This is a genomic window from Microbacterium testaceum (assembly GCF_001476285.1).
Classification (GTDB): Bacteria; Actinomycetota; Actinomycetes; order Actinomycetales; family Microbacteriaceae; genus Microbacterium; species Microbacterium testaceum_B.
This window is the reverse complement of sequence record NZ_LDRU01000082.1, coordinates 47,955-73,278: the sequence shown is the minus strand read 5'-3', so window position 1 is coordinate 73,278 and position 25,324 is coordinate 47,955. Positions and strand designations below refer to the sequence as shown.

Genomic DNA, 25,324 nt, shown 5'->3' with positions numbered 1-25,324 from the left:
GCCGCGACGCTCTCAGATGCGCGGGAGCAGGGCCCGCGCCTCGGCCGACGGCATCCCCGCCGCGACCAGGAGATCGACGGCCAACGGACGCATCGCGGCCACCAGGTTGAGCTCGCCGACCCCGCCACCGGGGAGCAGCGCCGCCGGATCGAGGCGGCGGATCACCGCGACCACGGCCGATCGGGCAGCCGGCTCGAGCGAGATGTCGTCGAGGCTGTCCCGCACCAGAGCCGCACCGCGCGCCAGTTCCGCGAGGAGGTCGGCGGGAACCGGACGTGCTTGTCCGTCGGCGCACAGGTAGGCGGCGCGGCGAGCGACCACGCGAAGGTTGCGGGTCGCGAGGTCGAGGGCTTCACGCACGCGGGCGTGACGCTGCAGCTCGGTGCGCTGCCGTCGGAGGAACGGGGAGATCCGGGCGACCTCTTGACCGGACTCGAGCGAGCCGCTCCACGCGTCGACATAGGTCTGCAGCGAGCGCGCGCGCTCGAGCCCGCGTTCGGCACGGGCTCTGTCACCCCGGCGAAGCGCGCGCACGATGGTGTTCATCGCCACATCGAGCGCGTCGAAAAGCTCGTCGGCGTCACGCAGCTCGGTGCGGCGCAGGGTGCGCGGGATGAGGGCCGTGACGATGAGGGCCGCCACTCCCCCGACGGCCCCGTCGACGAGTCGGAGGAACGGCACCCCCGAGACGAGGACGAGCGCGATGAGCGACTGCACGACCGCCGCGAGGGCGAAGCCGGGTTGCGGGGAGAGGAAGCGCGCGGCGATGAGCGTGACGGTCATCGCGACCGCGATCTGCCACCACCCTGCGCCCGCGATCAGGAGCACGAGTTCGGCGATCAGGATGCCGACGAGCATCCCGGCGACGGTCTCGGCCACGCGCCACGGGCGGGCGTCGCGCACGAGCCCCAGGCTCGACACCGTCACGGTTGCGGCGAGGAGGGGGACGGAGTGTCCGAGCACGAAATGCGCGAAGCAGTAGGCGGCCGTGGCCGCGACGACGATCTGCGCGATCGCCGGAAGCGACTCGCGCACCCGGACACTCCGGCGCGCGAGGGCCGTGCGCCATCCGGGCCGCGCGACCGCCACCCCGACGGTGGTGGTCGACGCGTCGTCCCCGGTCATTCCGCGGCGCGACGACGACCGAGGCGCGGGAGCCGCGGGATCGAGGCCGTGGCACCCGCATCAGCGGGCACGACGGTCTCCTGCGCGGCCGCGAGCGGACCGTCGGCGGTCTCGACGACGAGCGGCACACCCTCCGGCGCGGTGCGCTTGATCAGCGCGAGCGCGATCGGTCCCTCTTCGTGGTGGACGGCGACCGAGGTGATGGCCCCGATCACCGCGTCACCCGCGCGGACCTCGTCGCCCCGTTGCGGAAGCACGTTGTCGCTGCCGTCGAGCTGCAGGGCGACCACGCGCCGGGGCGGGTGACCGAGGTTGTGGACCTTCGCCACGGTCTCCTGACCGCGGTAGCAGCCCTTCGACAGGTGAACCGCGGTGCGCAACCAGTCCATCTCGTGCGGCAGCAGGCGCTCGTCGGCATCGACACCGACGCGCGGGCGCCACGCGGCCACGCGCAGCGCTTCGACGGCGTCGAGGCCTGCGAGCGCGACCTCTCCGCGTACGGCGGAATCGATCACGCGATCGAACTCGGCGGCATCCAGGATCGCTTCCGCCCAGTCACGCTCGGAGCCGGGGTGCGGCTCGACACGCGCGTACGCCCATCCTCCGGGCGACACGTCGGGCCACGGGTCGACCCACACCGGCGCGACCGCCGACAGCGCCGAGACCGCTTCGCGTGTACCGCCTACGACGAACAGGTCGTCGGAGCGGTCCTTCACCTCGACCCGCAGGCGGAACCGCATGCGCGTGAGCCACCCGGCGAGCGCCTCGACGTCGGCCCTGTCGACGATGAGCCACGAGGTCTCTCCGTCGTCGACGACGGAAGCGGCGTGCTCGACGCGTCCCTGGGGATCGAGGATGAGCATCTCGGTCGACACGCCCGCCGCCAGGTGCGTCAGCGCCTGCGAAGAGAGCGAATCCAGCCAGCTGCGGCGGTCCTCACCACCGACCGAGATGACACCACGGTCGCCGAGCGGGGCGAGAGCGGACCCGGATGCCAGGCGTCGCTGCTCCGCGACCGGGGAACCGACGTGACGCAGACCGCGATCGTCGACCACGGCGCCGGGGACGTCCGCGAGCGTCGCCATCGTCACTCCGCCCGCGCGAGACGCGCCGAGGCGTGCGAGCCCAGCTCGCGCCCGAGAGCGGCGATGTCCCACGCCCAGAGCAGGTGGTTGTCGACGAGCCCGTACAGACGGGTCGCGGCGGTGTACGGCTTCGCGCCGGCCGTGCGCACGACGGCGTCGGTGGCGAGGTCGATGCGCGGGCCCTTGACCTGCCCGACGTACAGCTCGAGGACGCCGTCCGAATGCACGAGGCTCACCTCGAGGTCGAACCCGCCGTCGTCGTTGCGGAGCTTCTCGACGTCGTCGGCCGTGCGGACGACCGCGGACTCGGTCGGCGGGAGCAGCGCCGGACCGGCGTCAGCGCCGCCGGAGGGGCGCGCGACGCGCCAGTAGCCGATCTCGGAGACGAGGGGGCGCCGCTCCTCCCCGGCGAGGAGCCACGCGTCCGCGGAGTAGTTCAGGAAGTCCCCGCCGTCGTGGCTGAAGCTCACGCGGTGCGCGAACTCGCCCGAGTAGGAACGACCGTCCGCCTCGTAGTCGATGACCCCGGTGCCCTCCCAGACGCCGAGGAGCCACGAGAGGGGGACGAGGTCGGCGGGAAGGTCCGTCGGAATCTCGATCACGAGATGCCGATCAGCGCTGGCCGCGGAAGAGGTTCCAGATGACCGTGCCGGAGACGAAGGCGATCGCCAGCGACGCCAGGCCCAGAAGTCCCACGAAGAACAGTTCGAGCGCGAGGAGGTTCATGCCTCAACTCTAGCGGGGAACGATGGCCGCCAGACCGAAGCCGGCCGTGATGAGTCCGAGAACGACGAGAGCGCCCAAAACGCTCGCGGCCATGCGCTGGATGAAGGCCTGCGACCGCCCGTACCAGAGCTGGATCGCGAAGGCGGCGACCACGCATCCCCCGAGGGCCACGGTGATCCACTGCGCGCGCCACGGAGCCGGCACCAGGATGCCGATCGCCACCCCCGCGATGACGGCCAGGACCCACACGGCGATCACGCCACCGTAGGTGCGGCGCGGTACGAGGTCGGGCGTCGACATGCCCCCATCATTGCTCAGACCGCGGCGTGACGCACGCCCCGGACGGCGGCGTGCGGCGTGGTGGCGTGCCTCACCCTAAGATGGGCGGGTGTGCGGCAGCCCGCACTGGGAGGACCGCGTGGCTCAACTTCTCGTTCTCAGCTCCGCCCCCGGCGGTGGTGCCGTTCTGCCTGCGCTCGAACTTCTGAGCCACCGGGTGCGCCAGATCCCCGCCGAGCCGGCTCAGCTGGTGAATGCCCCGAGCGCCGACATCGTCTTCGTCGACGCGCGTTTCGACCTCGTCGGCGCGAAGTCGCTGTGCAAGATCCTCACGACGACGGGCATCGAAGCCCCGTTGATCCTCGTCATCACCGAGGGCGGTCTCACCGCGGTCTCGACCGACTGGGGCGTCGACGACGTCGTCCTGGTGGGCGCGGGTCCGGCCGAGATCGACGCTCGCATCCGCCTGGCCATGGGGCGGCGCAGCGCCGATCAGGTGTCGACGCGCATCCAGACCTCCGGCATCACGATCGACGAGTCGTCATACTCGGCCAAGGTCCACGGCAAGCCGCTCGACCTCACCTACAAGGAGTTCCAGCTCCTGCACTTCTTCGCCACGCATCCCTCGCGCGTCTTCACGCGCGAGCAGCTGCTCAGCGAGGTGTGGGGCTACGACTACTTCGGCGGTACCCGCACGGTCGACGTCCACGTGCGGCGCCTGCGCGCCAAGCTAGGCGACCTCGAACAGCTCATCGGCACGGTGCGCAACGTCGGCTACCGCTTCAACGTGTACGAAGACGACCAGCCGCCCGTGGCATCCGCTCCCGCGTGAGCCACCCGCGGCCCGAGTTTCCACTTCTGAGTTTCCGCCTCTGAGCACCCGCGCGTGCGGCGCGCGTACCGCGTGTTCACTCCCGTGTCACCGACCCCTGCAATGATGTGGGGATGATGGAACACGACGCTCTCGACGCGGGCCTCGGCGACGCGGACGACGACGACTTCGACGAGGCGATCGAGGCCGCGGACGACCAGCTGCCCGACCACCGGTACCTCGATCGTGAGATCAGCTGGCTCGCCTTCAACCAGCGCGTGCTCGAACTCGCCGAAGACCCGACGGTCCCCGTCCTGGAACGCGCGAACTTCCTCGCGATCTTCGCGAGCAACCTCGACGAGTTCTTCATGGTGCGCGTCGCCGGTCTGAAGCGTCGCATCATCACCGGGCTCGCCGTCCCGACCAACGTCGGTCGCGCTCCCCTCGACGTCCTCGCCGACATCTCGGCCGAAGCGCACCGTCTCCAGCTCCGCCACGCGGCGGCGTGGACCGAGAAGGTCCGGCCCGCCCTCGCCGAGGCGGGTATCGAGGTCGTCACGTGGGACTCGCTCGACGAGCCCACCGCCGAGCGGTTGACGGAGTACTTCCAGCACAACGTCTTCCCCGTCCTCATGCCCCTTGCGGTCGACCCCGCGCACCCCTTCCCCTACATCTCGGGACTGTCGCTGAACCTCGCGATCCGCATCCGCAACGCGCGGACCGGTCGCCAGGAGTTCGCGCGCCTGAAGGTGCCACCGATGCTGCCGCGGTTCGTCGAGGTCCCCGGCGAGGGCCCGGGCGTGCGGTACCTCCCCCTCGAGGAGCTGATCTCCAACCACCTCGGCGACCTGTTCCCGGGCATGGAGGTGCTCGATCATCACGCGTTCCGGCTCACGCGCAACGAAGACATGACGATCGAGGAAGACGAGACCGAGAACCTCATCCAGGCCCTCGAGGCCGAGCTCCTCCGCCGACGCTTCGGCCCGCCCATCCGCCTCGAGATCACCGAGGACATGGACGACGTCACGCGCTCGCTCCTTCTGAGCGAGCTCGACATCACCGAGCAGGAGGTCTACCGCCTCCCCGGCACGCTCGACCTGCGCGGGCTGTTCGACCTCTCGCGCATCGACCGGCCCGACCTCCACTACCCGCCGCACGTTCCCAAGACCGCACTGGCGTTCCAACCGCCGGAGCAGAACGGGCGCGCCGACCTGTTCGGGGCGATCCGCAAGGCGGACGTCCTCGTGCACCACCCCTACGAGTCGTTCGCGACGAGCGTGCAGGCCTTCCTCGAGCAGGCGGCGCGCGACCCGCACGTCCTCGCGATCAAGCAGACGCTCTACCGCACCTCGGGCGACAGCCCGATCGTGCAGGCCCTGATCGACGCCGCCGAGGCGGGCAAGCAGGTGCTCGCCCTCGTCGAGGTGAAGGCGCGCTTCGACGAGGCCAACAACATCGTCTGGGCGCGCAAGCTCGAGAAGGCCGGGGTGCACGTCGTGTACGGCCTCGTCGGACTCAAGACGCACTGCAAGCTCGCGCTCGTGATCCGCGAGGAAGAGGGGCGCCTGCGCCACTACAGCCACGTCGGGACGGGAAACTACAACCCCAAGACGAGCCGCATCTACGAGGACTTCGGTCTGTTCACGATCGACGATCAGGTCGGGCGCGACCTCACCCGCCTGTTCAACGAGCTGAGCGGGTACGCGATCGAGAAGAAGTTCAAGCGCCTCCTCGTCGCGCCGCTCCACCTGCGCAAGGGCCTGCTCCGCCACATCGACAAGGAGCGCCGCAACGCCCTCGAGGGCAAGCCCGCTCGCGTGCGGATCAAGGTCAACTCGATGGTCGACGAAGAGATCATCGATGCGCTCTACCGTGCGAGCCAAGCGGGAGTTCCCGTCGAGGTCTGGGTGCGCGGCATCTGCTCGATCAAGCCCGGGGTTCCGGGGATGAGCGAGAACATCACGGTGCGCTCGATCCTCGGCCGCTACCTCGAGCACTCGCGCATCTTCTCGTTCGCGAACGACGGCGACGAGCAGATCTACATCGGCAGCGCCGACATGATGCACCGCAACCTCGATCGCCGTGTCGAGGCGCTCGTGCGGGTCGTCGATCCGAGCCAGCTGCAGGAGCTGTCGACCCTGTTCGACCTCGCGATGGACGACGGAACCATGTCGTGGCACCTGAACGCCGACGGCGAGTGGATCCGGCACAGTGTCGACGCGGAGGGCGCGCCTCTCATCGATCTGCAGGAGCACACGATGGCACGCGTGCAGCGCAAGCGGCGCGCGCGGGCGGCACGGTGAGTGAAACCGCCGTCTACGCGGCGGGAGGCGTGGTCTGGCGCGAGGTCGAGGGCAAGCTGCGGGTCCTGCTGATCCACCGCACGAAGTACCGCGACGTCACGCTGCCCAAGGGAAAGGTCGACCCCGGCGAAACGCTCGCCGAGACCGCCGTGCGAGAGATCCGCGAAGAGACCGGCATCCGTGTCGCCCTCGGGGTGCCCGTCGGTGTCTCTCGGTATCGGATGCCGAGTTCGCGGACGAAGATCGTGCACTACTGGGCCGCCGAGGCGTCGGATGCCGCGGTGCGCACGTCGACCTTCGTGCCGAATAAAGAGGTCGCCGCCATCGAGTGGATGAGCCTCAAGAAGGCCCGGAAGAACCTGAGCTACCCGGTCGACCTCGAGATCCTCGACGAGTTCATCCGACTCGTCGACGAGAAGGCTCTGCCGACCTTCCCGATCATCGCGCTCCGGCACGGCAAGGCCCGCCCGCGCGAGGAGTGGGAGGGTCCGGATGCCGAGCGCCCCCTCGCCCCGCGCGGACGCAAGCAGGCGAACGCGATCGTCGGCCCCCTGCTCGCGTTCGGGGTGCGTCGGATCGTGTCGAGTCCCGCCGAGCGCTGCGTGCGCACCGTGACGCCGCTCGCGCAGGCACTGGCGCTGAAGATCCAGCTGACGGCCGACATCAGCCAGGACGCCTGGGAAGAGGGTCGCGCCGACGTCCGGAGAGTCGTCGGCGAACGGGTGCGGGCACGAAAGCCCGTTGTGATCTCGAGCCACGGGCCGGTGCTGCCGGCCATCATGCACGAGCTGGCGCTCGCGACCGGCACGATGCGCGGCTCCTACCTCGGCAGTTCGTCGGCGCTCGAGACCGGCGGGTTCTCGGTGGTGCACATCCCCGTCCATCACCCGGGTGCGGGCATCGTCGCCATCGAGACGCACGAGCCACCGGTGTGAGCCTCCCCGACGGCGTCCGCGTCGCGTGGCGCGAGATCGCCGGCGGGGTGGCGCGTCGGTCGGTGTCGCGGGCGCTGGTGAGCGAACTCCTGCCCGGAGCGCGGCTCTCGTCGCGCTGCGCGCGGTGCGGTGGCGACCACGGGCGCCTGCGCGTCTCGGGCGTGGAGGCAGCGGCATCCGTTTCCTACGCCGGGCGCTGGGCGGTGGTCGCGACGCTCGAGGGCGAGGGGCGCGTAGGGCTCGACGCCGTGCCCGCCGACGCGTCCGGCCTGGACCGCGTGATGCCGGGCGCGGATGCGTGGGCGTGGGCGCGGCTCGAGGCGGTGGTGAAGGCCGACGGGCGGGGGCTCGAGGTCGATCCGGCGCGCGTGCGGATCGACGCGCGTGACGACGGCACGTGGAGCGGCGCGATCGACGACGGCCCGGCGTTCGACGGGTACGACGTCGAGGGGCCCGAGGGGGTCGTGGTCGCCGTCGCGGTGCTCACCCGTCATCCGTGAGCGACGCGTGACAGGAGGAGGACCAGGGACGAGCGGAGGGCCGATCCCCACGGCGGATCCTCCCTGCGTCCCTGATCCTCCATCGCGCACGCCTCCGCGCCGCCGCAGCACCGAATCAGCGCGGCGTCAGCGCAGCGCGGGCAGCTCGCGATGGTCGATCCAGCGCGACAGCAGGTGAGCGGCATCCGCTCCCCCGGCCCGCTCGACCGCGGCGCGGAAGTCGTCGGTCGTGACGAGACCGTGGCGGTGGTCGGCGGTCCAGCCGCGCAGCAGCGCGAAGAAGGCGTCGTCGCCGAGCGCGCGACGCACCGCGTGCAGCGCGAGAGCGCCGCGCTTGTAGACGCGATCGTCGAACATGTCGTCGGGTCCGGGATTGACGAGCAGCAGGTCCTGCGGTTTCGCGGCGAGCCGGGTGTAATTCTCGGCGACGGAAGCCCGGATCGAGGGGCCACCTGAGGCGCCCCACCACAGCCACTCCGCGTAGCAAGCGAAGCCCTCGTTCAGCCAGATGTCGCTCCATCGGGCGATGCCGACGCTGTTGCCGAACCACTGGTGCGCGAGCTCATGGGCGACGAGACGCTGCGCCGCCGGGACGAGGTGGTTCATGCCGAACACCGCCAGCCCCTGCGCTTCGAGTGGGATCTCGAGCTCGTCCGCGGTGACAACGAGCGTGCACGCCTCCTGCGGGTACGGGCCGAACAGCCTGTCGAACACGCGCAGCATGTCGGGGACGCGGGCGAAGGCCCGGTCGGCGGCCGCGGTGAGGGCGGGCGGGGCGGTCACGCTGACGACGGGGACCACGTCGACGCCGCTTCCCACCAGGACCTGGGTGCGATAGCGCCCGACGTGCACCGCCGCGAGGTAGGTCGCGGTCGGGACCCCGGACGTGAAGGTCGTCGTGGTGCGACCGCCGCGCCGTGTCGTCGCCCCCGCGACGCCGGTGGCCGCGACCGTGTACCCGTCGTCGACCGTGACCTCCAGCCGCATGCGCGCGCGGTTGTCAGGCCGGTCGTTGCAGGGGAACCACGTGGGTGCACCCGTCGGCTGTCCCGCGACGAGAGCGCCATCGGTCAGCTCCTCCCACCCGACGGTCCCCCAGCGCGAGCGCCGCGGGGCCGGCGAACCGGCGTAGACCACCTCGACGCGGAACGACGCACCGCCGGCGAGAGCGCGCGGCGGGGTGACCCGCAACGCGCGAGGACCGCTCGTGTGACGCGCTGCCACTCCGTCGACCTTCACGCGTGTGGCGCGGAGTCCGACGAGGTCGAGGGCGAACGAGGCGATCGGCTGCCGGGCGACGGCGGTGATCGTGGCCACCCCCTCGAGGCGATTGGTGCGCACGCGGTAGCTGAGGGTGAGGTCGTACTCCTCGACGTCGTACGACGCGTCGCCGCTCTGCGGGGCGTAGGGGTCGCCGCCGCTCACGACGTCGACTGGTAGGCGCGCACCTTGACCGCACGCCAGGGGCCGATGGGGTTTCCGCTCCAGCGCGAGCCGACCGGGACGGTCTCGCCACGCATGACCAGAGAAGCCGGGCCCACGGTGGCGTGAGCGCCGAGCGTGGATGCCGGCAGCACCACGCTGTGCGGGCCGAGGGTCGCCCCGGGTTCCAGCTCGACGGTGTCCATACTCATGATTCGATCATGGAAAAGGTGCGTCTGCACGACGCACCCGCGGTTCACCGTCGATGCGTCGCCGAGAGTCACGAGGTCGGGCTCGGGCAGCCAGTAACTCTCGCACCACACGCCCGTGCCGATCCGCGCGCCGAGGCTGCGCAGCCACACCGCGAGGGCCGGCGTCCCGGACGCGGCGCGAGCGAACCACGGCGCCGCGACCATCTCGGTGAAGGTGTCGGACACCTCGGTCCGCCAGACGAAACTCGACCACAGGGGCTGCTCTCCTGCCCGGATGACCCCGACGATCGCCCACTTCGCCGCGGTCGACACGGCCGCCGCGACCGCGCCCGCCGCCAGCAGGACAACACCCGAGAGCAGGAGCGTCCACACCGGTCCGACCGCATCCCACAGGCCGGCGAGGGTGAACAGCACGCCGAGGCCGATCCCGCAGGTGACGACCACCGGCACGAAGCGGCACAGCTCCCACAGCGTGCGCGCGAGCCGCAGGCCCGGGGTCGGCTGGTACGTGCGCGACTCGTCGCCCTCGGCCGACAGCCGCCGCAGGCGCACCGCCGGGGAGCCGAGCCACGACGAGCCGGGCTTCGCCTTCAGCGGAGCGGCGGACAGCACGGCCACGAGACCGTCTCGAGGCACGCGGTGTCCGGGGGCCGCCATTCCCGAGTTGCCGAGGAACGCGCGCTTGCCGATGCGCACCGGCCCGAGGCGCAGCCACCCGGCGCGCAACTCGTAGGACGCGACCATGGTGTCGTCGGCGAGGAACGCCCCGTCCTCGATACGGGTCATCGACGGAATGAGAAGGACCGTGGATGCCTCGACGTCACGCCCGACGCGCGCGCCGAGCAGGCGCAGCCACACGGGGGTGAAAAGCGACGAGTACAGCGGGAAGAGGATCGTGCGCGCGGCATCCAGGAGTCTCTCGATGCTCCATGCCTGCCACGCGACCCGGCTGCGCACGGGGAACGTCCCCTCGACGAGACCGATCGAGAGCAGCCGCACGAGAAGGACCACGGATGCCGCGAACACGACGCCCGTGACCGCGACCGCCGGCACGAGCCAGGCGAAGGCCCGCGCGGTCGCTTCACCGAGGCTGTCGGCCCCGTGGATGCCCTGCGCGATCACGAGACCGCCGACGGTGAACGCCGCGAGCGGGAGCAGCGCGAGAACCACGGCCGACGCGGCGTACGCCCACAGCCAGCGCGTCGGAGCCGGCGGGCGCTCTCCCGGCCAGCCCTTCGCCGTTCCGCCGACGCGGACGGCGGGCGAGCCGGCCCAGGACTGATCCGCCTTGACCCGGCCGAACACCGCGGAGCCGGGAGCGATCTCGGCGCGACGACCGATCCGCGTGCCCGGGGCCAGGGTCGAGCGGGCTCCCACCGTGGCATCCGCTCCGATGCGGACTTCCCCGATGCGGACGAGGTCGCCGTCGATCCAATAGCCGGTCAGGTCGACCTCGGGCTCGATCGACGCTCCGTCGCCGACGACGAGCATCCCGGTCACGGGCGGCAGTGCGTGCAGGTCGACGTTGCGGCCGATGCGCGCACCCAGCGCCCGGGCGTAGTACGACACCCAGGGCGCACCGGCGAGGCCCACGGCATCCACCTGGTCGGCGATCTGCTCGGCGAGCCACAGACGGATGTGCACCCACCCTCCGCGCGGATAGTCGCCCGGACGCACTCCCGCGAGCAGGAGACGAGCGGATGCCACGGCGATCGCCATGCGCCCGAACGGCGTCGCGAACACGAGCAGACCGATCAGCAGGGCGGGCCAGGGCACCGTCGGGAGCACCTCGAAACCCGGCAGGAGGTGCAGGATCGCCGACGCGGTCAGCAGGTACAGCAGCCACCGCACGCCGGCGAGGATGAACAGCGGTGCGCCGAGGAGGGTCTGCGCCCACTGCGTCGTCCGGGGTGTCGGCGCCGCGCGGTGGAACTCGGCCGGACCCTCGTCGCTCAGCTGCGGGCCGAGCGCCTTGGCCATCGCCCCCAGGCGGGGGACGTCGTAGATGTCGGCCACCGAGAACTCGGGCACGCGCGCACGGATCCGTGAGACGAGCTGCGCGGCGGCGAGGGATCCCCCGCCCAGGTCGAAGAAGTCGGCCTTCCGCTCGGTCACGGGAAGGCCGAGGACAGCTTGCCACTGCTCGGCGAGCCACGCTTCGTCGGCGGAGAAATCCGTGGCGGCGGGCGCATCGACACCCGGCAACGGCCACGGGAGCGCTGCACGGTCGACTTTCCCCGAGGTGCGCACGGGGAGCTCGTCGACGACGCCGAGCAGCGGGATCGTCGAGGCGGGGAGACGCTCGGCGAGTGCGGCACGGGCCGCTCCGCGATCGAGGTCGACCCCGGCATCCATCACCAGATACCCCACGAGCACCGGAACCCCGGCCTCGGTGGTCCGCACCGCGACAGTGGCGGCGCTGACCCCGGCGAGGTCCTGCAGTGCCGACTCGACCTCGCCGAGCTCGATGCGACGCCCGCCGACCTTGACCTGATCGTCGGCGCGGCCCTGGAAGACGAGTCCCTCGGGATCGAAGCGCACGAGGTCGCCCGAACGGTACGCCCGCTCCCAGCCGAGCGTGGGCATGGGGGCGTACTTCTCGGTGTCCTTCGCCGGGTCCAGGTAGCGCGCGAGACCGACGCCGCCGATGATGAGCTCGCCGACCTGTCCCTCCGCGACGGGAAGACCCTCGGCATCCACGACCGCCAGCGCCCAGCCGTCGAGGGGCAGGCCGATACGCACGGGAAGGGTGCCGTCGAGCGGCGCCGCACACGCGACGACCGTCGCCTCGGTGGGTCCGTAGGTGTTCCACACCTCACGCCCCTCGGCGACCAGTCGTGCCGCCAGTTCGGGCGGGCACGCCTCACCGCCGAAGATCAGCAGGCGTACGTTCTCGATCGAGTCGGCCGGCCACATCGCCGCGAGCGTGGGCACCGTCGAGACCACGGTGATGCCCTGGCGCAGCAGCCAGGGCGCGAGGTCCTCGCCCGAGCGCACGAGCGAGCGCGGGGCGGGGACGAGACAGGCTCCATGGCCCCACGCGAGCCACATCTCTTCGCACGAGGCGTCGAAGGCGACCGAGAGCCCCGCGAGCACGCGGTCGCCCGGACCGAGCGGCTCCTGCTGGAGGAAGAGGCGCGCTTCGGCCTCGACGAAGGCGGCAGCCGATCGGTGCGACACCGCGACGCCCTTGGGCACGCCGGTCGAGCCGGACGTGAAGATGATCCACGCGTCGTCGTCCACCGTGGGCGGCGCCACGACCGGAATGGCGTTCGTACTCGGATGCGGAGCGTCCCCCTCGTACAGGCGTACGAGATCGTCATCGCCGGCGACGAACTCTCCGTCGCCCGCGATGATGCCCTTCACACCCGCCTCGCCGAACACCAGCCGAGCGCGTTCGTCGGGGTCGTCGGCATCCACCGGCACGTAAGCCGCTCCGGCGGCCATCACGGCGAGGATCGACACGTACAGCTCTTTGGACCCCGACGGCATGCGCACGCCGACGCGGTCGCCGCGGCGCACGCCCGCGGCGTGAAAGGCACCCGCTGTCCGCCACACCCGAGCAAGCAGTTCGCGATAGCTGAGGGCGCCCGAGCCGTCGTCGATCGCCGAGGCCTCCGGATGCCGAGCCGCGACGTCGGCGAGCAGATCGATGAGCGTGCGGGCGGGCGGGGCGGCGCTCACACGATCGAGCGGCGCCTGGGCGGCGGAGGCGGGGGTCGTCACGGGGGTGAAGCGTATACCGCCGAAGAAAACGTCCCGGTCAGGCGGGAGCGGTTCACCTTCCGTTCACCCGCACAACGCACTCTCGTAAGAGTCGGTGTTTACCGTGCGGGAGAACCCTGCACCGGGTTCGTGTCCCCGACATACGAAGGATTCACACAGTGAAGCTCTCCCGATTCGTTCAGCTGGGCGCCGTGGCGGCCGTCGCCTCCCTCGCTCTCGCCGGCTGCTCCTCGCCCTCCGGCTCCGGCGACGCCGCGGGCACCTCGGCATCGCCGACCTCGTCCGACGTCACGGCGACGCTCGACCCGAACCTCACGGGCACGATCACCGCGGGTGGCTCGAGCGCCCAGTCCAACGCGCAGGCCGCGTGGACCGCCGCCTACAACGCGCAGGTCAAGGGCGTGACGGTCAACTACGACAAGTCGCAGGGCTCCGGCGGCGGTGTCACCAACTTCCTGAGCGGCGCGTACGACTTCGCCGGCTCGGACGCCCCCCTCAACGCCGACCAGACCGCGCAGTCGAAGGCTCTCTGCACCGAGGGTGGCGTGAACATCCCGATCTACCTCGACGGTGTCGCGATCATCTTCAACGTCCCCGGCGTGACCGACCTCAAGCTCTCGGGTGAGACCGTCGCGAAGATCTTCGCGCTGCAGATCACCGACTGGTCCGACCCGGCCATCACCAAGGACAACGGCACGGCGCTCCCCGCCGGTCCCATCACGACCGTCGCGCGTTCGGACGGCTCGGGCACCACGCAGAACTTCACGAACTACCTCGCCGCGACGCAGTCGTCGGTCTGGACCTCGCCCGCGGGCAAGGACTGGCCGATCGAGGGCAACGTGTCGAAGCAGAAGGGCGGCTCCGGCGTCGTCGAGGCGGTCAAGGCCGGCTCGGGCACCATCGGCTACGCCGACCACTCCGCCATCGGCGACCTGAACGCGGCCGCGATCATCCAGGACGGCACCGCGATCCCCTACAGCGCCGAGGCCGTCACCGCGACGTTCGAGGCCGCGGCCGTCGACGCCAGCAACGGCGTCCCGGGCGACCTGTCGAAGAAGTTCGACTACTCGAAGCTGACCGCCGAGACCTACCCGATCCCGCTCGTGTCGTACGCCGTCACCTGCACCACCTTCAAGGACACCAAGCAGTCCGAGCTGGTGAAGTCGTACCTCGGCTTCGTCACGAGCACCACGGGCCAGGCTGTCGCCGCGAAGAACGCCGGCTCCGCCCCGCTGCCGGACTCGGTCCTCTCGGCTGCTGCGGAGACGCTCGCGGCCATCAAGTAACACCTCTCGGACTCGGCCCGGTCCGCACCTCCCGTGCGGACCGGGCCGGGCTGATCGGAGGGGTCGATTCAGCATCGACCGTTCCGCTGAGCCGAACATCCTCAGAGAGAACCCGACCGAGGAGCACCCCTTGATCCGTGCCGAGCATGAGGTCCCCCGTGACTGACACCGTGAGTGACGCCGCGACCGACGCCGCGACACCGAGCACCCCGAAAGCCAGCATCGTCGGGAAGCGTCGCGTCGGCGACACCGTCTTCCTCGGCCTGTCGACCACGGCCGCTGTGTCGATCATGGTCATCCTCGCCGGCGTGGCGATCTTCCTGATCATCCGAGGCCTCCCGGCCATCACGGCGAACTGGAGCGAAGGCGACCTCGCCGGCTATCAGAACCGCAACTGGTCGAGCTTCTGGGAGTACGTCGGTCCGCTGCTCTTCGGCAGCATCTGGGCCGCGCTCATCGCGATGGTGATCGGAACCCCCGTCGCCATCGGCATCGCGCTGTTCATCTCGCACTACGCACCCCGTCGACTGGCCGGCGCGCTCGGCTACGTCGTCGACCTGCTCGCGGCGGTGCCCTCGATCGTCTTCGGCCTCTGGGGCATCATCGTGATGCGCCCGCTCCTTCTGCCCGTGAGCCAGTTCCTCAACGAGTACCTCGGCTGGATCCCGCTCTTCCAGGGCCCCGTGTCGACCACCGGCTCCACGATGTTCACCGGTGGCGTCGTGCTCGCCGTGATGATCCTGCCGATCGTGACCTCGATCACCCGAGAGATCTTCCTGCAGACCCCGCGCCTGCACGAGGAAGCCGCTCTCGCCCTCGGTGCCACGCGCTGGGAGATGATCCGCCTGGCGGTCTTCCCGTACGCGCGCAGCGGCATGGTGTCGGCGACGCTGCTCGGTCTCGGTCGCGCCCTCGGCGAGACCATGGCCATCGCCCTGATCATCTCGCCGAGCCTCATCTATTCGGTGCTCCTGCTGACCGACGGTTACAACTCCCAGACCATCGCCGCCAACATCGCCCTGAACTTCCCGATCGCGACCGACCTGCAGCGCTCCGCGCTCATCGGCACGGGCCTGATGCTCTTCGTGGTGTCGCTCGCGGTGAACATGCTCGCGCGCTACATCATCTCGGCGACGGGACCGGGCGCGAAGGGCCGCAAGAGAGGAAAGCGCTCGTGACCGCCTCCGCCGTCCCGGCTTCGGCTCCCCTGGCCCTGACCAGCGGGCAGCTTCCGCGGTTCATCGAACCCGCCCTGCTCGTCGGGGTCGCCGTGGTGATCGCCGCCGTGCAGTTCCTCTTCGGCGGTTTCAACCTCGCGGTGTGGCTGATCCTGACCGCCGTGATCTACCTGATCGCGATCGGCGTCGGCTCCGCGATCGTCGAGAACCGCCGCAAGGCTGTCGACCGCATCGTCCGCGGACTCGTCACCGCCGCGTTCCTTCTCGCTCTCGCGCCTCTCGTGTCGACCCTGTGGACGGTGATCTCCAAGGGACTCGCCGTGGTGAACCTGCAGTTCATCACCCAGGTCGGCGGCACCACCTTCGACCCGAACACCCTCGCGGTCGTCGCGACCGCCGGCGCGTGGCAGGCCATCGCCGGCACACTGATCATCACCGGGATCGCCGCGCTCATCTCGGTTCCGGTCGGCGTCCTCGCGGCCGTCTACCTCGTCGAGTACGCGCTGCCCACGAATCCCCTGCGCCGCACGATCACGTTCCTCGTCGACGTGATGACCGGCATCCCCTCGATCGTCGCGGGTCTGTTCGCGTTCTCGCTGTTCAGCCTCATCGTCGGTCCGAAGGCGTTCAGTGGGTTCTCGGCATCCATCGCCCTGTGCGTGCTGATGATCCCCATCGTCATCCGCTCCACCGAAGAGATGCTGCGCCTGGTGCCGGCCGACCTGCGCGAGGCATCTCTCGCGCTCGGCGTGCCGCGCTCGGCGACGATCATCAAGGTCGTGCTCCGTACGGCAGCCTCGGGCATCATCACCGGTGTCGTGCTGGCCGTGGCCCGCGTCGTGGGTGAGACGGCGCCGATCTTCATCGCCGCCAGCTTCACCGACAACTTCAACTCCAACCCCTTCGAGGGTCCGATGCAGACCCTGCCGGTCATGGCGTACACCGCGTACAGCTTCCCCGGGCAGGACATCGACGCCTCCCAGGCCAACGCCTGGGGCGCGGCTTTCCTCCTCGTCGTCCTCGTCGTCATCTTCAACCTGATCGCCCGGATCGTCGCGGCCCTGTTCGCACCGAAGTCCCGCTGAGCGCGGAAAGGCACACCCCCATGTCCAAGAGCATCGAGGTCCAGGACCTCAACGTCTACTACAGCGACTTCCTCGCGGTCGAGGGCGTCTCGATCGACATCGAGCCGCGTTCGGTCACCGCCTTCATCGGCCCCTCGGGCTGCGGAAAGTCCACGTTCCTGCGCACGCTGAACCGCATGCACGAGGTCATCTCCGGCGGACACGTCAAGGGCCGCGTGCTGATCGACGGCGACGACCTGTACGGCCCCGGGGTCGACCCGGTGCTGGTGCGCCGCCACGTCGGCATGGTCTTCCAGCGTCCGAACCCGTTCCCCACCATGTCGATCCGCGAGAACGTGCTCGCCGGCGCGAAGCTCAACGACAAGCGCATGTCGAAGAGCGACGCCGACGCCCTCGTCGAGAAGTCGCTGCAGGGCGCCAACCTCTGGAACGAGGTCAAGGACCGCCTCGACAAGCCGGGCGGCGGCCTCTCGGGTGGTCAGCAGCAGCGCCTGTGCATCGCGCGCGCGATCGCCGTCTCGCCCGACGTGCTGCTGATGGACGAGCCGTGCTCGGCCCTCGACCCCATCTCGACCTTCGCGATCGAGGAGCTGATCGGCGAGCTGAAGAGCGAGTACACGATCGTGATCGTGACGCACAACATGCAGCAGGCCTCGCGCGTGAGCGACAAGACGGCGTTCTTCAACATCGCCGGCACCGGCAAGCCCGGCAAGCTCATCGAGTACAACGACACCGCGACGATCTTCACCGCCCCGACCGTCCAGGCGACCGAGGACTACGTCTCGGGACGCTTCGGATAAACCCGCGTCGCGCGATGGCCCCGCTTCGGCGGGGCCATCGTCGTTTCCGGGGGGCGGACGTGTCTGGTCCGTCGGTTCCGGGAGTCAGTCGCGGGGCGAGAGCAGGTACGCGTTCAGCTCGTCGGTCAGATCGCGGTCGACGGTCTTCTCGACGCCGTCGACCGCCGAGATCGGCGCGGCCAAACGGACGCTCGACAGCAACCACGCGGCATCCGCGGTTCTGAGGTCGCTCAGGAGCACCGGCTCGTACACGGTCGAGAAGCCACGCTGCGCGAGGTGGGCGAACAGGCTTCGCTGAGTGGTCCCGTGCAGGATGCCGGCGGCGGGCTCGGGCGTGACGAACCTGTCTCCGAGACGGAGGATGACGGATGCCGTCGGCGCCTCGAGCACGTATCCGTCGGTCGTCACGAACACGGCGTCGTCGGCTCCGCGGCGCTTCGCTTCGCGGATCGCGGCCATGTTGACCGCGTAAGAGAGGGTCTTCGCGCCGAGCAGCAGCCACGGCGCGCGCCCGGGGACGTCGAGCTGGTACCCGCGATCGAGGGTGACGACGCGCACCCCTTCGGTGCGGGCGCGGGTGTTCTCGGGCGCGGTCGCAAGGGTGACCCACGCGGTCGGCGACGACCCCTCTTCGATGCCCCGGCTGAGGATGAGCTTGATCACGCTCTCCCCCGGCCCGGCTTCGGCGGCGACGCGCGCGATCGCCGCGCGCCACTGAGCCGCGTTCGGAGCCGGAAGGTCGAGCAGGTGCGCGGAATGCGCGAGGCGATCCAGGTGCGGACCGACCTCCTGAGCGTGCCCGTCGACCACACCGAGCGACTCGAAGACACCGTCGCCGCGCTGCGCGCTCAGCTCACCGAGGGGCAACGCCGGACCGAGGGGGTCGACCACGGTGAAGGCGTCGTCGAAGCTCTCGCGTCGATCATCGGATGCCACGGGGTCGATCATGAGGGCGAAACGTAAAGCCATGGAGCGAGCCTACGCTCGGGCCACGACACGCCCGGGTCTTGTCAACGGGGCCTCCGGAGGGAATGTCGACGGCTGACGCTTGTTACACTTTTCATGCCGGGCCGCAGTAACCCCGGGCTCCATCTTCTGCCGCTTTGAGCGGCCATGCGCCGAGAGGCGTTCTGCGGTCCGGCACTTTTCTTCTCCGCGGTGGGTTTCTCCTGCGGGTGGCTTCGACAGGCTCAGCCACCGTTCCCGCCGCGCTCTCTCCGCCGCCGGCTTCGACAGGCTCAGCCACCGGCTCACGCGAGGCACGGCCCACGCGACGGCACCCGCACCCGCGACGCCACCCGCTCACGCGAGGTCCCTGAGCCTGTCGAAGGGGCCGGGAGCACCCTCAGGTCAGCGCATCACGCCGCCACAGCGCCGCGGCGGCCGACAGATCCTCGGCGTACGTCGACAGCCGAAGCGCGCGCGTCGTCAACGCCGAGGCCCGCTCCGACTCGGTGTTCTCGTAGTCGTCGGCGAGATGCGTCGACCCCGACGCCTGCACGCGGCAGAACGCGGCGGCGCGGTCCAGCGCCACGGCGAAGTCGCCCTCGAACAGTCCCCTCAGGATCGTGTCGATCAGCTGCACGAGCTCCTCGGGGCCGGCGGGCGCAGGGGCGCCGACCACGACGGGGTCGACCGTCGCCATCTCGACCCGCCCTCGCTCGTACAGCAGGGCCGCCGTCGCCGCATCGTCGTGGATCATGAGCTGCAGCAGGTAGAGACGCCACAGTGCCCCCGGGAGGGAGCGCGCGGGTGACCGCGACCACAGCTCGGCGATGTCATCGATGCCGTGGTCGTCGGTGAAGGCAACGAGACGCTCGACGATGTCGACGCTCGGATCCGCGCGGACGCGCGCGAGGAGAGCGTGAGCGGTGCTGTGCGCGACACGCGAGACCTCGGCGGGGTCGTCGGCGGCGAAGAGACGGTCGAACAGTTCAGCGGGACGTCGGATCGGCTTGTGGAACTCGCGCGGCGAATCGCTCATCGTTCCAGGCTAGGCGGTCAGCCGGGGAAGGGGCTCCGGTCCCTTCGACAAGCTCAGGGATCTCGATCGCGAGCGTCGGGGTCCGCGCTCGTGAGACTCAGGGACCTCGCTCGAGCAGCCTCAAGCGGTGGCGACCGCGACGACCGGTGCGGAGCTCGGCGTCCCGTCGGGCGAGCCGCCCGCCGGTTCGACCGTCACCGCGATGACGTCGCCCGAGTGGAACTCTCCATCGAGCATCGCTGTCGCCCGGCCATCGGCATCCGTCTCGAAGATGCCCGCGGCGATCGGCGTCTCGCCCCGCACGAACCACAGTTCATAGGTCTGGTCGTCGCTGAGCGCCGGCATGCCGTCGGTCACGAGCACGCTCTGCCCGGTCGAGGCAGACCAGTGCGCGGTCGCGGAGCCGCCGTCCGGCATCGACACCGAAGCGGACTGCGCGTCGGGCGCGCTCTCGATCTGCTGCAGGGCGATGACGGCCGCGGGCCGGGTGAGGTATTGGCCGAACGACGCCGCCCCGAAGCCGAGGACCAGAACAGCGACGATGGATGCCGCGAGCGTGAACCAGCGACGACGGCCCCAGCTCGCGGGGCGCGAGGAAGTGGCATCCGGAACGACCGGCGCGGGACCTGCCGCCGCGTAGTCCTCGTCGTCGCGGTCGACATCGGGGGTGGTGACCGGCCCGACTGCCTGCTGAGGAACGTCGGCGATACGAGCCATGAGGGAGGCGCGCACCGACGGCGGCGGGTCGACGGGCTCGATGACCGCGCTCAGGGCGGCGATCGCCTCGGCTGCGTCGCGGACGTGCGACTCCCAGTGGGGATTGCTCGCAAGTGCCTCCTGGTACGCGCGTTCGTCAGCATCGGATAGCGCATTCAGCGCGTGACCGGCTGCGAGGTCGGCGAATTCCCTCTCGTTCACTTGTCCACCCCCATTTCCATCCTCAAGCGTGACAAACCGTCACGCATTCTCGTCTTGACGGTCCCGAGGGGCGCACCGACGAGAGTAGCGATCTCACTCTGGCTGTATCCACCGAAGTAGGCCAACGTGAGCGCTTCTTTCTGGGCCTCGGGAAGCGCCGCCAGTGCATCGACGACGCGTCTCCCCTCGATCTTCATCTCGACTTTCTCGGCGACGTTGTCATAGGCAACGTCCATATCGCGGAAGCCCGCGCGCACATCTCGATCGACACTGGACTGCGCGGACCGCACGCGGTCCACCGCCCTCCGGTGTGCGATCGTGAGGACCCACGATCTTCCCTGGCCTCTCTTCGGAGTGAAGCGCGCAGCGGATTGCCACACTTCCAGGAAGACCTCCTGGAGCACCTCTTCGCTCTGGGCCCGGTCGACGAGCACCCGGAGGATGAGACCGAAAGCCCGAGGCGACAGCGCGTCGTACAGTTCGGCGAACGCATCCCGGTCGCCCGTCGCGACGCGCTGGATGAGATCGCCCACGTGGTCGGCGCGATCCGAGCCCTCGTCGGGCAGGTCGAAGCCGTCGATCACCATGGCATCCATCCTCTCTTATGTCGACGACGCGACCCGACCGGGTGGCCGCGCGTCGGGACATCGGGTACGGAACCGTTATGCGCGCGGATCGACCTTCTTCCGAGCTGATAGAAAATATTCCTCAGAATATTTCCTCGCCTCTCACCTGGGGTTTTCCATCTCGGAGTCTCTCGTTCGAGAACGAATTCCGCCTCGACGCCAATCCGATCGCCCTGGGGTCCCGAAGACCCCGTGTAAGCCGCTCCACGGCGAACCACCCGCACCGGGGTGTCCCTGACGGATCGTGAATGCGATCCGAACGATTTCGGAGGAATGTCATGCTCACCAACAAGAAGCCTGTCGTTGCTGGTCTCGCCCTCGTTCTGGGTTCGGCCTTCGCTCTCACCGCCTGCTCGGGTGGCACCACCTCGGGTGGTTCCATGAGCGAAGAGACCAGCAGCGCCCCCTCGATGGCAGCGTCGCCCTCGGCCTCCTCGGGCTCGATGGACGCTGCGTCCGACCTCGTCGGCCCCGGTTGCGCCGACTACGCCGCCGCCGTCCCCTCGGGCGCCGGTTCGGTCGAAGGCATGGCCGCTGACCCGGTCGCGACCGCCGCCTCGAACAACCCGCTGCTGAAGACGCTCACCGCCGCCGTCAGCGGCCAGCTGAACCCCGACGTGAACCTGGTCGACACGCTCAACGGCGGCGAGTTCACCGTGTTCGCTCCGGTCGACGACGCGTTCGCCAAGATCCCCGCCGCGACCGTCGACGGCCTCAAGACCGACAGCGCCACGCTGAGCAAGATCCTCACGTACCACGTGGTCGCCGGTCAGCTCAGCCCGTCCGAGATCGACGGCACCCACGCCACGGTCGAGGGACAGGACGTCACCGTCTCGGGCTCGGGCGACAACCTCATGGTCAACGACGCCAAGGTGATCTGCGGTGGCGTGAAGACCGCCAACGCGACCGTGTACCTCATCGACACGGTGCTGATGCCCCCGGCTGCGTAAGTCACGCACCCGGCCGATCCTCGGATCGGATCTGACGGCGAGCGCCGGACCCCAGGCGAGGGGGTCCGGCGCTCGCTCTTTCGTGCCGGTCAGTCGCCGTCCACCGCGCGCACGATCTCATCCTGAACGAGGCGTGCGGCGACAGGCCCGGCGTTGGTGAACCAGGGGTCGTAATCGACCGCGACGGCACGGCCGTCGGCAACGGCGCCGAGTGTCTTCCACAGCGGCGCATCCTCGATGAAGGCCGTCCCCTCGCCGATCCCGGCGTAGAACACGTGGTCGGCATCGGCCAGATCGATTTGCTCGGCGCTGATGTCCTGCGACGTGTCATCGAACTGCTGAGAGGCCGGTCGCCCGAGACCGAGGTCTTCGGCGATTCCCCCGGCGAACGAGGGCACCCCCATGATGCGCGTGCGGTCCCCGGTGGACTGCAGGAACGAGACCGTCGGCTCCCCCGCCGCGTGCGTCTCGGCGAACGTCGCGCTGTCCGTCTGGAGTGAATCCAGGATGCCGCGCGCCTCCCCCTCTTGACCGAGGGCGTCCGCGATGAGCAGGAAGTCGCTCTTCCAGTTCACGCCGTTGCCCTTGGTGAGCACGGTGGGGGCGATGGCGGAGAGCGCGTCGTACAGCTCGGTCCCCCGCGTGGAGTTTATGAGGATCAGGTCGGGGTCGGCTTGGGCGATGGCCTCGAGGTCGGGCTCCGTCCGCTTGCCGATGTCGGCCATCGCGGCGAGCGGCGCCGCCTCGTCGGGGAAGGCGTCCTGGAGGTACTGGGGAACGAGGCCGCTGTTCTCGGCGCGCGTCGCCGCGACCGGCACGGTTCCGAGAGCCAAGAGGACGTCCAGTTGACCGGTCGAGACGACGGCGATGCGCGTCGGCTTCGCGGTGATCGAAGTGACCCCGCCGAAGTGGGTCACCTCGCGCGGGAAGACGCCGTCGGCCTCGCTCGAACCCATGCCGGGCTCCAGATCGCGCGAGACCACCCAGGTGCCGGTGGCCCCCGCCTCGGCGTCGACCGTCGATGACGGTGCGCCGGCCCCGGCGCAGCCGCTGAGTACGAGGGCGAGGGCCGCCCCGAGGGCGAGGACCGCTCGTCGAGGACGATGACGGATGTGCGGAGACGAGAAACGAAAGAGGGTCACACGGTTAGGATACCCTTACCTTTGTGCTCGATTCGGCCGCTGCCAGCTCACCGGGGATTGCGGCACAGCTGGACTCGCGTCGTCGTTCGGCGCGCTCTCGCGCGATCGTGCTGATCGTCGCGGTCTCCGCTCTTCTTGCGGTCCTCGTCGTCGCGAGCCTCGCCGTCGGATCGCGGGCCCTCGCCCCCGTGGACGTGCTGTCCGCCCTGTTCTCGGAACGCCGGGATACCGTCGGCGTCATCGTCCACGAGCTCCGTGTGCCGCGCACCCTCACGGCCCTGCTCGCGGGAGCGTGCCTGGGTGTCGCCGGCGTCCTCATGCAGGCGCTCACCCGGAATCCGCTCGCCGACCCCGGGCTTCTCGGGGTGAACGCGGGTGCCGCGCTCGGCGTGGTCGTCGCGATCGCCGCCTTCGGAGTGGGGACCGCCAGCGGCTATGTCTGGTTCGCGTTCGCCGGGGCGGGCGGAGCCGCCCTGCTCGTGAACGCCGCCGCACGGCCCGACCGGCGCAACGACACCGTCGGTCTGATCCTCGCCGGCGTCGCCCTGAGCGCCTGCCTCAGCGCCATCGTCGGCATCATCACCCTCGCTGATGACACCACGTTCGAGTCGTTCCGATTCTGGGCGGTCGGCTCGTTCGAACGGAGGGATGCCGACGTCTCGGCGCAGCTGCTTCCGTTCGCCATCGTCGGGATGGCGCTCGCCGCCGTCGTCGCACGAGGCCTCGACCACCTCCAGCTGGGACGGGATCTGGCCCGATCCCTCGGGGTCTCCCCCGCCCTCGTGACGATCGCCTCGGGCGCGGCGATCACCGTGCTCTGCGCCACCGCGACCTCGGCGGCGGGGCCGCTCGCCTTCATCGGTCTGCTCGTCGCGCACGCCGTCCGCGGGGCCGTCGGCGGATCCGTCCCCGTCTCCCTTCCGCTCGCGGCCGTGACAGGTGCCGCACTGACGCTCGCGAGCGACATCGTGGGGCGCGTCATCGCCCTCCCCGGCGAAGTCGAGGCGGGTATCGTCGCCGCCTTCCTCGGCGCTCCGCTCCTCCTCTGGCTGATCCTGCGGAGAACCCGATGAGCGCGCCCTCGCGGACCCGGCTGTCACGACATCGACGCACGCTCGCGGTCACGGCGATCCTGATCGTCGTCGCCGTGGCCGCAGCCGGCATCGGGCTCACGACGGGTTCGTTCCACGCATCGCTCGGGGATGTGGCATCCGCTCTATCCGGCGGCGCCGATTCACGAACCACTGTCGTCGTCATGGGCATGCGGATGCCACGCCTCATTGCCGCGCTTCTCATCGGGGCCGCCCTGGGTCTGGCCGGGGCGGTCTTCCAGACCCTGGCGCGCAACCCGATCGCCAGTCCCGACATCGTCGGCTTCACCGCCGGTTCGGCGACCGGGGCGCTCATCGGGCTGACCCTGATCACTCCTCCCCCCTCTCCCGCGATCGGCGCGTGGACGGGAGGGCTGCTCACCGTCATCGTCGTCATGGCGATCGCCCGCAGCGTCGGGATCTCGCGGGAGCGAACGATCCTCGCCGGCATCGCCCTGACGACCCTCCTGGCCGCGGTCAACGACTACCTGCTCACGCGCGCTCCGCTCGACGTCGCGCGCAACGCGACGCAGTGGCTCCACGGAAGTCTCGCCGCCACCTCCGCGAATGACGTCGTGCTGCTCCTCGCCTCACTCGGCGTGCTCAGCGCCGCGCTGGTCGCGCTCCGTCGCGACTATCGCGCCCTTGAGCTCGACGACGACACCGCGCGGTCGCTGGGCGTCCGCACCGGTCGCGCGCGCCTCGCGCTCGTGGTGGTCGCCGCGCTCCTGACCGGAACGGCGACAGCGGTCGCGGGCCCGATCGGCTTCGTCGCCCTCACCGCACCGCAGCTGGCTCGTCGCGCAATGGGGACGAGCGGCATCCCCCTCGTCGGATCCGCCCTCACGGGGGCCGTCGTGCTGATCGTGGCCGACGTCGTCGCCCAGCGCGCGCTCGCTCCCCTGCAGATCCCCGTCGGTCTGCTGACCGCGGCGGTGGGTGGTGCGTACCTGTTCTGGATCGTCGCCCGCTCTCGCAGGTGAGCACGGCACCCCCGCCGCGCCCGCTAGGCTGGGACCGAGGGCCTGTAGCTCAGTTGGCAGAGCATCGGACTTTTAATCCGCGGGTCGAGGGTTCGAGCCCCTCCGGGCCCACCATGATTCCGAACTGAACGGAGAAGTTCGGGAATCGCGATCTCTC

22 protein-coding genes and 1 tRNA gene are annotated in these 25,324 nt (G+C 70.1%); 12 read left to right on the top strand and 11 right to left on the bottom strand.

The features are described from left to right. Positions 1–12: 12 nt before the first annotated feature. The 4 genes from NS283_RS13770 to NS283_RS13755 form a co-directional block, all read right to left on the bottom strand. Positions 13–1,125 carry an FUSC family protein gene (locus NS283_RS13770; protein ID WP_193751215.1) on the bottom strand — a complete coding sequence of 371 codons (1,113 nt, stop codon included), beginning with the start codon at positions 1,123–1,125 and terminating at the stop codon, positions 13–15. Beyond that, positions 1,122–2,210 (bottom strand): CAF17-like 4Fe-4S cluster assembly/insertion protein YgfZ, encoded by a 1,089-nt coding sequence (gene ygfZ, locus NS283_RS13765; RefSeq protein ID WP_058597425.1) that lies wholly within the window; start codon positions 2,208–2,210, stop codon positions 1,122–1,124. The genes NS283_RS13770 and ygfZ overlap by 4 nt, the downstream gene beginning before the upstream one ends. Before the next feature lie 2 nt (positions 2,211–2,212). Further along, positions 2,213–2,812, bottom strand: coding sequence for an FABP family protein (locus NS283_RS13760; protein ID WP_058597424.1), 600 nt, complete (start codon positions 2,810–2,812; stop codon positions 2,213–2,215). A 133-nt stretch (positions 2,813–2,945) separates the two neighbouring features. Next, on the bottom strand, positions 2,946–3,236 hold the full coding sequence (locus NS283_RS13755) for a hypothetical protein (RefSeq protein WP_058597423.1): 291 nt from the start codon (positions 3,234–3,236) through the stop codon (positions 2,946–2,948). Positions 3,237–3,354: 118 nt separating this feature from the next. Between NS283_RS13755 and NS283_RS13750 the strand changes: the two genes are divergently transcribed. The 4 genes from NS283_RS13750 to NS283_RS13735 all read left to right on the top strand — a co-directional run bounded on the left by NS283_RS13750 (position 3,355) and on the right by NS283_RS13735 (position 7,764). Further along, on the top strand, positions 3,355–4,047 hold the full coding sequence (locus NS283_RS13750) for a winged helix-turn-helix transcriptional regulator (protein WP_058597422.1): 693 nt from the start codon (positions 3,355–3,357) through the stop codon (positions 4,045–4,047). Between the two features lie 113 nt (positions 4,048–4,160). Continuing rightward, on the top strand, positions 4,161–6,329 hold the full coding sequence (locus NS283_RS13745; RefSeq protein ID WP_058597421.1) for an RNA degradosome polyphosphate kinase: 2,169 nt from the start codon (positions 4,161–4,163) through the stop codon (positions 6,327–6,329). Next, a complete protein-coding gene (locus tag NS283_RS13740) occupies positions 6,326–7,264 on the top strand; it encodes an NUDIX hydrolase (protein ID WP_058597420.1) in 939 nt (312 codons plus the stop codon). Before NS283_RS13745 ends, NS283_RS13740 begins: the two co-directional genes overlap by 4 nt. Beyond that, positions 7,261–7,764 (top strand): 4'-phosphopantetheinyl transferase superfamily protein, encoded by a 504-nt coding sequence (locus NS283_RS13735; protein WP_058597419.1) that lies wholly within the window; start codon positions 7,261–7,263, stop codon positions 7,762–7,764. The genes NS283_RS13740 and NS283_RS13735 overlap by 4 nt, the downstream gene beginning before the upstream one ends. A gap of 126 nt (positions 7,765–7,890) precedes the next feature. On the opposite strand, the gene NS283_RS13730 is transcribed toward NS283_RS13735, so the two are convergent. Further along, positions 7,891–9,189 (bottom strand): M1 family metallopeptidase, encoded by a 1,299-nt coding sequence (locus tag NS283_RS13730; RefSeq protein ID WP_058597418.1) that lies wholly within the window; start codon positions 9,187–9,189, stop codon positions 7,891–7,893. Beyond that, positions 9,186–13,124 carry a Pls/PosA family non-ribosomal peptide synthetase gene (locus tag NS283_RS13725; protein WP_058597417.1) on the bottom strand — a complete coding sequence of 1,313 codons (3,939 nt, stop codon included), beginning with the start codon at positions 13,122–13,124 and terminating at the stop codon, positions 9,186–9,188. Before NS283_RS13725 ends, NS283_RS13730 begins: the two co-directional genes overlap by 4 nt. 158 nt (positions 13,125–13,282) lie before the next feature. Here NS283_RS13725 and NS283_RS13720 point away from each other — a divergent pair, with 158 nt between their 5' ends. From NS283_RS13720 to pstB, 4 genes are all read left to right on the top strand, one after another. Then, positions 13,283–14,410: a phosphate ABC transporter substrate-binding protein PstS gene (locus NS283_RS13720; RefSeq protein ID WP_058597416.1), complete on the top strand. Its 1,128-nt coding sequence runs from the start codon at positions 13,283–13,285 to the stop codon at positions 14,408–14,410. Between the two features lie 158 nt (positions 14,411–14,568). Further along, on the top strand, positions 14,569–15,588 hold the full coding sequence (gene pstC / locus NS283_RS13715) for a phosphate ABC transporter permease subunit PstC (protein WP_193751253.1): 1,020 nt from the start codon (positions 14,569–14,571) through the stop codon (positions 15,586–15,588). Beyond that, positions 15,585–16,673, top strand: coding sequence for a phosphate ABC transporter permease PstA (gene pstA / locus NS283_RS13710; protein ID WP_058597415.1), 1,089 nt, complete (start codon positions 15,585–15,587; stop codon positions 16,671–16,673). Before pstC ends, pstA begins: the two co-directional genes overlap by 4 nt. 20 nt (positions 16,674–16,693) lie before the next feature. After that, positions 16,694–17,473 carry a phosphate ABC transporter ATP-binding protein PstB gene (gene pstB / locus NS283_RS13705; RefSeq protein WP_058597414.1) on the top strand — a complete coding sequence of 260 codons (780 nt, stop codon included), beginning with the start codon at positions 16,694–16,696 and terminating at the stop codon, positions 17,471–17,473. Positions 17,474–17,557: 84 nt separating this feature from the next. On the opposite strand, the gene NS283_RS13700 is transcribed toward pstB, so the two are convergent. The 4 genes from NS283_RS13700 to sigK all read right to left on the bottom strand — a co-directional run bounded on the left by NS283_RS13700 (position 17,558) and on the right by sigK (position 20,962). After that, on the bottom strand, positions 17,558–18,442 hold the full coding sequence (locus NS283_RS13700) for an aminodeoxychorismate lyase (protein ID WP_058597413.1): 885 nt from the start codon (positions 18,440–18,442) through the stop codon (positions 17,558–17,560). A gap of 376 nt (positions 18,443–18,818) precedes the next feature. Beyond that, positions 18,819–19,457 (bottom strand): hypothetical protein, encoded by a 639-nt coding sequence (locus NS283_RS13695; RefSeq protein WP_058597412.1) that lies wholly within the window; start codon positions 19,455–19,457, stop codon positions 18,819–18,821. Between the two features lie 120 nt (positions 19,458–19,577). Continuing rightward, entirely contained in the window at positions 19,578–20,375 is a 798-nt protein-coding gene (locus tag NS283_RS13690; protein ID WP_058597411.1) for an anti-sigma factor, read from the bottom strand. Beyond that, positions 20,372–20,962: an ECF RNA polymerase sigma factor SigK gene (gene sigK / locus NS283_RS13685; protein ID WP_058597410.1), complete on the bottom strand. Its 591-nt coding sequence runs from the start codon at positions 20,960–20,962 to the stop codon at positions 20,372–20,374. The genes NS283_RS13690 and sigK overlap by 4 nt, the downstream gene beginning before the upstream one ends. Positions 20,963–21,279: 317 nt before the next feature. Between sigK and NS283_RS13680 the strand changes: the two genes are divergently transcribed. Beyond that, positions 21,280–21,951 carry a fasciclin domain-containing protein gene (locus tag NS283_RS13680; RefSeq protein ID WP_058597409.1) on the top strand — a complete coding sequence of 224 codons (672 nt, stop codon included), beginning with the start codon at positions 21,280–21,282 and terminating at the stop codon, positions 21,949–21,951. Between the two features lie 89 nt (positions 21,952–22,040). Here NS283_RS13680 and NS283_RS13675 read toward each other — a convergent pair whose 3' ends face one another. After that, positions 22,041–23,093, bottom strand: a complete 1,053-nt coding sequence (locus NS283_RS13675) for an iron-siderophore ABC transporter substrate-binding protein (protein ID WP_241492253.1) — start codon at positions 23,091–23,093, stop codon at positions 22,041–22,043. Between the two features lie 23 nt (positions 23,094–23,116). On the opposite strand from NS283_RS13675, the gene NS283_RS13670 reads away from it, so the two are divergent. The 3 genes from NS283_RS13670 to NS283_RS13660 all read left to right on the top strand — a co-directional run bounded on the left by NS283_RS13670 (position 23,117) and on the right by NS283_RS13660 (position 25,281). After that, positions 23,117–24,166, top strand: coding sequence for a FecCD family ABC transporter permease (locus NS283_RS13670; RefSeq protein ID WP_206542559.1), 1,050 nt, complete (start codon positions 23,117–23,119; stop codon positions 24,164–24,166). Continuing rightward, complete coding sequence (locus NS283_RS13665) at positions 24,163–25,167, top strand: FecCD family ABC transporter permease (RefSeq protein WP_058597408.1); 1,005 nt, start codon at positions 24,163–24,165, stop codon at positions 25,165–25,167. Before NS283_RS13670 ends, NS283_RS13665 begins: the two co-directional genes overlap by 4 nt. 38 nt (positions 25,168–25,205) lie before the next feature. After that, positions 25,206–25,281 (top strand) — tRNA-Lys (locus NS283_RS13660). Positions 25,282–25,324 lie beyond the last annotated feature (43 nt).

Bases quoted from the DNA above. Each gene is read 5' to 3' on its own strand.
- NS283_RS13770 (WP_193751215.1), bottom strand. From the start codon at position 1,125: ATGACCGGGGACGACGCGTCGACCACCACCGTCGGGGTGGCGGTCGCG.
- ygfZ (WP_058597425.1), bottom strand. From the start codon at position 2,210: ATGGCGACGCTCGCGGACGTCCCCGGCGCCGTGGTCGACGATCGCGGT.
- NS283_RS13755 (WP_058597423.1), bottom strand. From the start codon at position 3,236: ATGTCGACGCCCGACCTCGTACCGCGCCGCACCTACGGTGGCGTGATC.
- NS283_RS13745 (WP_058597421.1), top strand. From the start codon at position 4,161: ATGATGGAACACGACGCTCTCGACGCGGGCCTCGGCGACGCGGACGAC.
- pstB (WP_058597414.1), top strand. From the start codon at position 16,694: ATGTCCAAGAGCATCGAGGTCCAGGACCTCAACGTCTACTACAGCGAC.
- NS283_RS13700 (WP_058597413.1), bottom strand. From the start codon at position 18,442: ATGGCTTTACGTTTCGCCCTCATGATCGACCCCGTGGCATCCGATGAT.
- NS283_RS13695 (WP_058597412.1), bottom strand. From the start codon at position 19,457: ATGAGCGATTCGCCGCGCGAGTTCCACAAGCCGATCCGACGTCCCGCT.
- sigK (WP_058597410.1), bottom strand. From the start codon at position 20,962: ATGGTGATCGACGGCTTCGACCTGCCCGACGAGGGCTCGGATCGCGCC.
- NS283_RS13680 (WP_058597409.1), top strand. From the start codon at position 21,280: ATGCTCACCAACAAGAAGCCTGTCGTTGCTGGTCTCGCCCTCGTTCTG.
- NS283_RS13665 (WP_058597408.1), top strand. From the start codon at position 24,163: ATGAGCGCGCCCTCGCGGACCCGGCTGTCACGACATCGACGCACGCTC.